At 31.7% G+C, this 8209-nt stretch carries 6 protein-coding genes, 3 tRNA genes and 1 pseudogene; 1 reads left to right on the plus strand and 9 read right to left on the minus strand.

The window, feature by feature from the left end; all coding sequences use genetic code 11:
* The 6 genes and pseudogenes from JX287_RS06360 to gshAB form a co-directional block, all read right to left on the minus strand.
* Positions 1-245: pseudogene (locus tag JX287_RS06360) on the minus strand (MFS transporter); the annotation flags it as partial.
* 178 nt (positions 246-423) lie between these two features.
* Complete coding sequence (locus JX287_RS06365; RefSeq protein WP_204643768.1) at positions 424-792, minus strand: DUF956 family protein; 369 nt, start codon at positions 790-792, stop codon at positions 424-426.
* Positions 793-871: 79 nt separating this feature from the next.
* Positions 872-1795, minus strand: a complete 924-nt coding sequence (locus JX287_RS06370; protein ID WP_060914264.1) for a PTS system mannose/fructose/sorbose family transporter subunit IID — start codon at positions 1793-1795, stop codon at positions 872-874.
* Between the two features lie 17 nt (positions 1796-1812).
* Positions 1813-2622, minus strand: coding sequence for a PTS mannose/fructose/sorbose transporter subunit IIC (locus JX287_RS06375; protein ID WP_204643770.1), 810 nt, complete (start codon positions 2620-2622; stop codon positions 1813-1815).
* A 24-nt stretch (positions 2623-2646) separates the two neighbouring features.
* Positions 2647-3630 (minus strand): mannose/fructose/sorbose PTS transporter subunit IIA, encoded by a 984-nt coding sequence (locus JX287_RS06380; RefSeq protein ID WP_204643772.1) that lies wholly within the window; start codon positions 3628-3630, stop codon positions 2647-2649.
* Positions 3631-4015: 385 nt separating this feature from the next.
* Complete coding sequence (gene gshAB / locus JX287_RS06385) at positions 4016-6277, minus strand: bifunctional glutamate--cysteine ligase GshA/glutathione synthetase GshB (RefSeq protein ID WP_204643773.1); 2262 nt, start codon at positions 6275-6277, stop codon at positions 4016-4018.
* 194 nt (positions 6278-6471) lie between these two features.
* Between gshAB and JX287_RS06390 the strand changes: the two genes are divergently transcribed.
* Entirely contained in the window at positions 6472-7764 is a 1293-nt protein-coding gene (locus JX287_RS06390; RefSeq protein ID WP_204643775.1) for a cytidine deaminase, read from the plus strand.
* Positions 7765-7863: 99 nt separating this feature from the next.
* Here JX287_RS06390 and JX287_RS06395 read toward each other — a convergent pair.
* The 3 genes from JX287_RS06395 to JX287_RS06405 form a co-directional block, all read right to left on the minus strand.
* Positions 7864-7935: transfer RNA gene (locus JX287_RS06395), tRNA-Glu, on the minus strand.
* Positions 7936-7977: 42 nt separating this feature from the next.
* Positions 7978-8050, minus strand: a tRNA-Lys gene (locus JX287_RS06400).
* A 1-nt stretch (position 8051) separates the two neighbouring features.
* Positions 8052-8127 (minus strand) — tRNA-Gln (locus JX287_RS06405).
* Positions 8128-8209: the final 82 nt, after the last annotated feature.

Raw genomic sequence — 8209 nt, forward strand, 5'->3', positions numbered from 1 at the left:
TGTAATTTAATTAATATAAACGCAGCTAATAAGTTTGCTATAATTCTTGCTATAGTAATTGTATAGTTTACAACCTCAGAAATTATAGGAGATACTTTCTCTCCATTAAAATAGTGGTCTGTAATTTGTTTTGATAAGTTCGATCCTGCTACCCAGTTTGTAGCAAATACTACATATGCTGTAATTAGCAGTGCAAACATAATTATACCTTGCCTTCGAGTAGGCGAATTTGGCGATAGTTCCATTGATTTACCTCTTTCTTTCTCTTTTGAAATTAGTACACCTATAAGGTGTTATAATACTGTTTCTTGAATACTATATTAGTTTAATATAAATATTCAGAAAATTCAAGAAAAATATGCTGTTTGCATTGCGTTTTCATGAAAATATTTTTAAAATTAAAAAAAGACTAATATCAAAGTATTAATCTTTTTTTCTAAATAATTTTTTTAATGATAATACTGGTTTATTCCTTACTATCTTGTCATTACCAATAAATTCTCTCATTTCTTTTAAACATTTTCCAGAATTTTTGACTATAAAATTGAAACTCCCAGCTCTTTTTGTATCGATAAAAAATCCTCTGATATATTTATCTCTAAAAAACATCTGTGCTCGTACTTTTTCAATCTCAGTCCAAGGTATTTGAATATAATCTTCTGGATTTCTATGATTATAGAACTCAAAAGCTTTATCTCCTACCATAACATCTCCATGTTTGTTCCCAATTGATCCAGTAAGACAATTAGCTTTCGTTGTATAAACTACCTTAGTATTCATTGATACTACCATAACTAAGACCTCCACTCTATTTTCTTTACTAACTTTAAAAAGGAAGTTGAGACATCTTGCCTCAACCTCCTAAACTTTATTACATTACACCTGCTACGTGAGCAATTACACCTAAAGCGAATAATCCAAAGATTATTACTACTGGGCTTACTTTACGTTTTAATAACCACATACAAACGAATGTTAACAATAACGCTGCAAATCCAGGAATAAGTTGATTTAAGTTATCTTGTAATGTTGTAACTTTTTCTGGTGTTAATGAGAACTTACCACTTGTTGCTTTTGTAACAATATCTTGTAATACTTCACCAGTAATGTGTGTACCTTTTTCTGGGAAATGAATAAATGCTTTTTCATCTAATTGTACTTTAGAAACTACTAATGGGAAACTGATGTTAGTCCAACGTTGAACTAAGATACCCATTACGAACATCCCAAGGATTGAAGCTCCTTTTGTAATAGTTTGTAAAATACCACCTGAAAGGTCACTTGTAATTTCAGAACCTTTTTTATATCCGAATTCTTGTGTATACCATAAGAATCCAATACGGATTAAGTTCCATGCGATAAAGAAGAATAATGGTGCAATAATTGAACCACCAGTTGCTAATGAAGCTGCGATAGCTCCAAGGATAGGACGAACTGTGAACCAGAATACTGGATCCCCAATACCTGCTAATGGTCCCATCATACCAACTTTAACCCCTTGGATTGCCGCATCATCGATATCAGCTCCATTTGCTTTATCTTCTTCTAAAGCAAGTGTAACCCCTAAAATTGGTGCTGCAATATATGGGTGAGTGTTAAAGAACTCTAAGTGACGTTTTAATGCTTGTGTAGCATCTTCTTTATTTGGATATAGTTTTTTTAGTGCCGGGATTAAAGCAAATGCCCAACCACCATTTTGCATACGTTCATAGTTCCATGAACCTTGAAGGAACTGAGAACGTAACATTACGCTACGACGATCTTTTTTACTTAATGTAATTTTTTTCTCTGACATTTTGTAGTTCCTCCTTCTTAATAATCATTTAAGATATCGCCTAGTGGATCTCCAGATGAAGTATTTCCACCTCCGCCGCCACCTTTGTTTTTAGAAAGGTTTAAGTAGATAATTGCTAAACATAATCCGATGATACCTGTTGCGATAAGTGTTAATTGGCTAATTGGTGCTAATGCAAATCCTAAGAAGAAGAATGGCCATACTTCTTTAGTTGCCATTAGGTTAATAACCATCGCAAAACCAACTGCAACTACCATTCCTCCACCGATTGCCATACCTTCTGTGAACCATTTTGGTAAAGCTTCAAGAGCTTTTTGAACTACTGATGATGGAATGAACATTAATAATCCTGCTGGAATAGCAACACGTAATCCTTGAGCTGCAAGAGCTACGTAGTGCCAGAATTCAACTCCACGGAAGTTACCGTGTTCTGCCGCACGGTCAGCTTGGTGAACGATAACTACTGATAATGTACGAACAACCATTGTAAGTACAAGCCCTACTGTAGCTAATGTAACAGCTGTTGCGATAGCAATAATACGTCCTTCAGCTGAGAAATCACCAGCTTTAATGAAAATAATAGCAGATGCTACTGATGCTAAAGCTGCATCGGGAGCAACCGCAGCCCCAATATTAGCCCATCCAAGTGCTAATAATTGAAGAGCTCCACCTAAAATAATACCTTCTGATAAATGTCCTGTTGCTAAACCGATTAAAGAACAAGCAATAATTGGTTGATGGAATTGGAATTGGTCTAAGATACTTTCCATACCAGCTAATAATGCAACAATAAGGACTAATATAACTGCTAGAATACTAAATTCCATAGTGTCCTCCTAATTTTTATTAAATTATAATTTTAAACCTTCACTTGATTTAGCTTCAATAAGTTTGAATAAATCTGATGGAGAATCGTTTGATACTTTACGAACATCAAATTTCACACCTAAATCACGAAGTTTTTTGTATACTTCTACATCTTCTTGATCTAATGATAATACGTTGTTAATTTGAACTTTTCCAACAGAGTGAGCCATAGAACCAATGTTTAATTCTAGAATCTCTACTCCTTTTTCGATTACTGCAAGAGCATCTTGTGGTGTTTCAAATAATAATAATGCTTTTGTATCACCAAATCTTGGATCATTATAAACTTGAACAAGTTTATCTAACGGAATTACGTGTGCACGCACTCCTGGAGGAGCTGCTTGCTCAATAAGTTTTTTACGTAATTCATCTTTTGATACTGAATCTGAAACTACAATAATTCTGTTTGGATGAGTTGCTTTTGTCCAGTTAGTAGCAACTTGTCCGTGTAGTAGACGAGTATCGATACGGGCTAATACAAAGTCAATTTTCCCGTTTCCTAACACTGTACCTTCAGGAATCTCTCCTTGTGGTGCAGCTGTTGTGCTTTCAGCTACTTCTGCTTTAGGTTGTAGTTCTTCAGGGCGAACTTTAACCCCATCAATAGCTGTTGGTGTGATTGCTTTTGCAATCTCGTGAGCTGTTGTCATAGTGAATCTACTAGCATATGCTTCAATAAGCATAGGTAAGTTTAATCCTGCTACGATTGCTCTTTTCTCTGGTGCTTCTTCAAATAACTTGTTAGCTTGGTTAAATGGACTTCCACCCCAAAGATCGACAAGGAAAAGAATTTCTTCAGAATCTACTTTTGCAATAGCTTCTTGAAGTTTTCTTTGCAAGTCTTCCGGTCCTTCGCTAGGCATGAATACAACTGATTCTACTTTTTCTTGTTCACCAAAAATCATAGAACCTGATTGTTTAATTCCAGCAGCGAATTCACCGTGACTCGCGATGATAATTCCTACCATCTTAGTACCTCCTTTTATATAATACTTATTTTATTATGACGTGTATACCTTTGCATACAAATAAATTATATCATTTATTAATTTTTTTGTAAATGTTTTAGTTTCTCACTTTACAAATATAGAAATCGATTTCTGTTTTATTGAATCATATAAAAAATATATATTTTTTATAATATAAATATAAAAACTATTAGTACCACTCTTGCAACTAAAATTAAACAACATTTTGGCTATCTTTCATGTAAATATATATTTTAAAAATAATATTATGAAAATATTATTTTCATATTTTCATATTATTGTTGATTCTTTTGTATAATATAAAAAAAGATAGTACCTAATTAATACTATCTTTTTTATTAATTTTCAATTAATCATAATTTTATTATTTAATACTTCTTTCAGGGAACAACATTTTCAATACATTTAACGATAATCTTCTAGATTTTCCAGAATGTGGATAAATATGCATCATCATCATAGGATTGAAATTAGCCTCTATTACTCCGTAATTTTCTCCATTCATTTCTTCTGTTATATCTGGAATAATCAAATCAACGCCACAAACTTTTGCCATCATAGCATCTGTAATTTCTACAGCTAACTTTTTATAACTATCATGAACCGAGTCTGTCATATCGATTGAATCTCCTCCTGTACTTATGTTTGAATTTTCTCTAAGATATGCAATCTTGTTCTCTGGTAATATAGAATCAAAATTTAATCCTTGTTCGGCTAATTGTAATTTTTCAATTTCTCCTAATTCAATTTTTTTCAGTGGAGTTTTTTTAGCATCTCCTCTTAAATGATTAGAATTTTTTATCTCAACTAATTCTCTAATTGTATGTTTTCCATCACCAACTACATTGGCAGGAACTCTTAATAACACTGCTTCAGTTTTTCCTTCAATGACAAAAAATCTATATTCTGTACCCTCTATAAATTCTTCTATTAATATATCTTTATCTTCTTTTAGTGCAAATTCAATAGCTTTTGAATAATTATCTATCGAACTTGTTCCGTTTTTAAAAATTGTTATGCCTAAACCGAAATTAGTACTTTTCGGTTTTATAACTATCGGTTTATTTTTTATGTAATTAAATTTTTGAAGTGCATCTTCTAAACTAGAAACTTCATACCCCTTAGGCACTCTAAAACCTTTTTCATCTAAAACTTTTTTAGTGACTACTTTGTTTTCCATAATCAATGGAGAAATATAGCTATCTTTACTTGTCATATTTCCATTCTTTACATACTCTACATGACCTTTATTTTCTAAACGAATAAATTGATCATTCTCATCAATTACGGTAACTTTAATTCCATTTTTTATAGCATCCTCAATTACTGCTTGTGTAGAAAGTTCCATATTATCATATGCACTTAATGAATAGTATTCTTGCAATGCCTGTTCTTTATATTTCTTAGCTAATTCTACTCCAACTCTTGCAATATTATTATCTTTTTCATACTCTGATAATAATTTCGCTCCAAGAGTTAGCTCAGGATTTTTAAGCTCATTGATTTTCTCATCAATTAGTTCAACATCACTCTTAAATAATCCTAGCTCCTCAACTAATTCTTTCATTTTATTTAGGAACCATACTCCCTCATCTTCATAAGGAATATTATTAAATGGATGAGCTAACGCAACATTTTCACTATATTCATATCCTAAAGATTCTGAAGTTTCTTTATCAACCTCTTCTAGCCAAACTAATGTTTTTAAGAATAAATGAACAAATCTAATATCTTTTTCTAGTATCCCAAAAGGTGCAAATGGATTCAAGTCAAACAGACGAAACTCCATATATTTTATACCTTCTTTTAGGAATTTCACTATAGTATCCGCTCCTCTGAATCGAACACTAGAATAAAATTCTTTCTCGGCTATTAGATTTCCATTTTTTACATATCCAGTTATATCTTCAATATATTTTTCTAATGAACTGTACGATACTTTGATATCCTCATCATTAACATATCCATAGCGACTAGTACGTAAACTGCGCACATAATCACTAGGTTTCACTCCATTTGTAAAATACTTATCTTCTGCTAGTGGAGACGCTCCATATAAATATATTAAGATCCACTGATATCTTATAAATTGTCTTGCTAACTTTAAATAAATTTCATTTTTTACATCCACTAAATCTTTTTTAGTAATTTCAGCTACCTTTTCCATAAATTTATCATCAAGTTGAAAATTGTAGTGAATACCCGAAACCATCTGTTTATATTTACCATATTTTTCTACTAAATATTCTCTATATTCCACATCAGATTTTTTTTCAAATTGAGCAACTCTTATTTCACTTTCGTCTGGTAATATTGCTGGGATACTTAGCGGCCAGATATATTCATCATTAGGCATATGTTTAAGTGTAATCTCATGAACTGCGTTTAATATTCTAAGAACATCTCTTTCACTATTTTCTGGAGTAGTAATTAATTCAACTTGTGATTCTGCAAAATCAGTTTGAATATATGGATGCTCATGACGTATTCCAAATACTTTTGGATGATCTGATTTTGAAATTGTACCATCCTCTAAGATTCTTTGCCCCTCTTTTTCTAAACCAATTTTAACGTTAGAAAATACTTCTTCTAAGTTATTATTTTTTATTATATCTCTAATTATCATATTTTATCACTCTCTACATACAATATAGTTACATTCTATCTTATCATAAATACGCAATTTATAATAGAAATTGAACTCAAAAAATAAGTATAATACGATAAATACTTACAATATATTTGTACTTATGTTATAATCAAATTACACTTAAGAAAGGGGTATGAGATTCGATAATATATCGTATTTCTAATAATTACATGATAAAATTAATTGCTAGTGATATGGATGGAACTTTACTAAATAGTAATCATAAAATTCCTCAAAATAATATAGAACTTATTAAATTTGCTCAAAAAAATGGAATAGAATTTGTAGTAGCTACTGGAAGAGCCTATTATGAAGCACTACCAGCATTAAACGATGAAAATATAAAATGTGATGTTATAAGCTTCAACGGAGGAATAATATACGATAAGAATGGGAATATAATTAATATTACTCCAATGAAATTAAAAGATTTATACTATACAATTGAAATATTAAAAAGTTTAGAAATAAGCTATCAACTTTATACAAAAAATACCATTTATACAAATAGTATAGAAACTGATATAACTGCATATATCGATCTAATACGAGCAAATGGCGAAGAACCAAATGAACAGCACTTAAGACAAGAAGCTAGAAATAGACTTGCATTAGGACACATTACAGAAGTTGATAATATAGAGTTATACTTAAATCAAGAAAATAATCCTGCTATTAAAGTAATCGGTATATCAAATGATTTAGAAAAATTAAAACATGCTACTGAACTACTTTCAGGAAATGATAATATTAGTGTTACATCATCAGGGGCTAATAACGTCGAAATTATGGACAAAAAAGCTACAAAAGGTGAAGCATTAAAAATAGTCGCTGATGTACATGATATCAACTTAAAAAATGCTATTGCTATAGGTGATAATCTAAATGATCAAGCAATGCTAGATATAGTTGAATATAGTATTGCGATGAAAAATGGAAATAAAGATCTACAGAAAAATGCTAAATTCATCACTGAAAAAACAAATTCTGAAGGTGGTGTTGCTGATTCAGTTATGAAATTATTAAAGGAAAAAAATGAATTCTACGAAGATATAAATCAAACACTAGTAGAAGCCGCTATAGAAGCTACAAAATTTGCGTACGTTCCATATTCAAACTTTAAAGTTGGTGCAGCAATACTCGCAGATAATGGAAAAATATACACTGGATGTAATATAGAAAATGCAAGCTATTCTCCTACTAACTGTGCAGAAAGAACTGCAATATTCAAAGCTGTTAGTGAAGGTGTAACAAAATTTAAAAAAATAGCAGTTGTAGGTGGTCCTAATGGGAATTTAGAGAATTACTGTCCACCTTGTGGAGTATGTCGACAAGTTATTTCGGAATTTGCAGATGAAGAATTTGAGTTAATTCTAGGAACATCAAAAAATAAATATGAAGTATACAACTTTTTTGAAGAAGTATTACCACTTAGCTTCACAGCAAAAGAATTAAAAAAATAAAATTAAAGAGCAATTCTAGTATAATTAGACTTGCTCTTTAATCTTTATAAAACTTAATTGTAAAAAAAAGTCGTAACAAAAGTTACGACTTGGTTAAGATGACCCGTACGGGATTCGAACCCGTGTTACCGCCGTGAAAGGGCGGTGTCTTAACCACTTGACCAACGGGCCAAAAATATAAAAGGCTAAATAATTAGCCTTTTATTCAATTAATGAGCCATGAAGGACTCGAACCTTCGACCCTTTGATTAAAAGTCAAATGCTCTACCAACTGAGCTAATGGCTCATGGCTGGGATACCTGGATTCGAACCAGGGGAATGACGGAGTCAAAGTCCGTTGCCTTACCGCTTGGCTATATCCCAATATTAGAATGGTGGGAAGAAGTGGATTCGAACCACTGAACCCTAAGGAGCGGATTTACAGTCCGCCGCGTTTAGCCTCTTC

The sequence above is a fragment of the Gemella haemolysans genome (genome assembly GCF_901873445.1).
Classification (GTDB): Bacteria; Bacillota; Bacilli; order Staphylococcales; family Gemellaceae; genus Gemella; species Gemella haemolysans_C.

Excerpts from the sequence above, each read along its gene's own strand:
- JX287_RS06365 (WP_204643768.1), bottom strand. The coding sequence starts at position 792 with ATGGTAGTATCAATGAATACTAAGGTAGTTTATACAACGAAAGCTAAT.
- JX287_RS06370 (WP_060914264.1), bottom strand. The coding sequence starts at position 1,795 with ATGTCAGAGAAAAAAATTACATTAAGTAAAAAAGATCGTCGTAGCGTA.
- JX287_RS06375 (WP_204643770.1), bottom strand. The coding sequence starts at position 2,622 with ATGGAATTTAGTATTCTAGCAGTTATATTAGTCCTTATTGTTGCATTA.
- JX287_RS06380 (WP_204643772.1), bottom strand. The coding sequence starts at position 3,630 with ATGGTAGGAATTATCATCGCGAGTCACGGTGAATTCGCTGCTGGAATT.
- gshAB (WP_204643773.1), bottom strand. The coding sequence starts at position 6,277 with ATGATAATTAGAGATATAATAAAAAATAATAACTTAGAAGAAGTATTT.
- JX287_RS06390 (WP_204643775.1), top strand. The coding sequence starts at position 6,472 with ATGATAAAATTAATTGCTAGTGATATGGATGGAACTTTACTAAATAGT.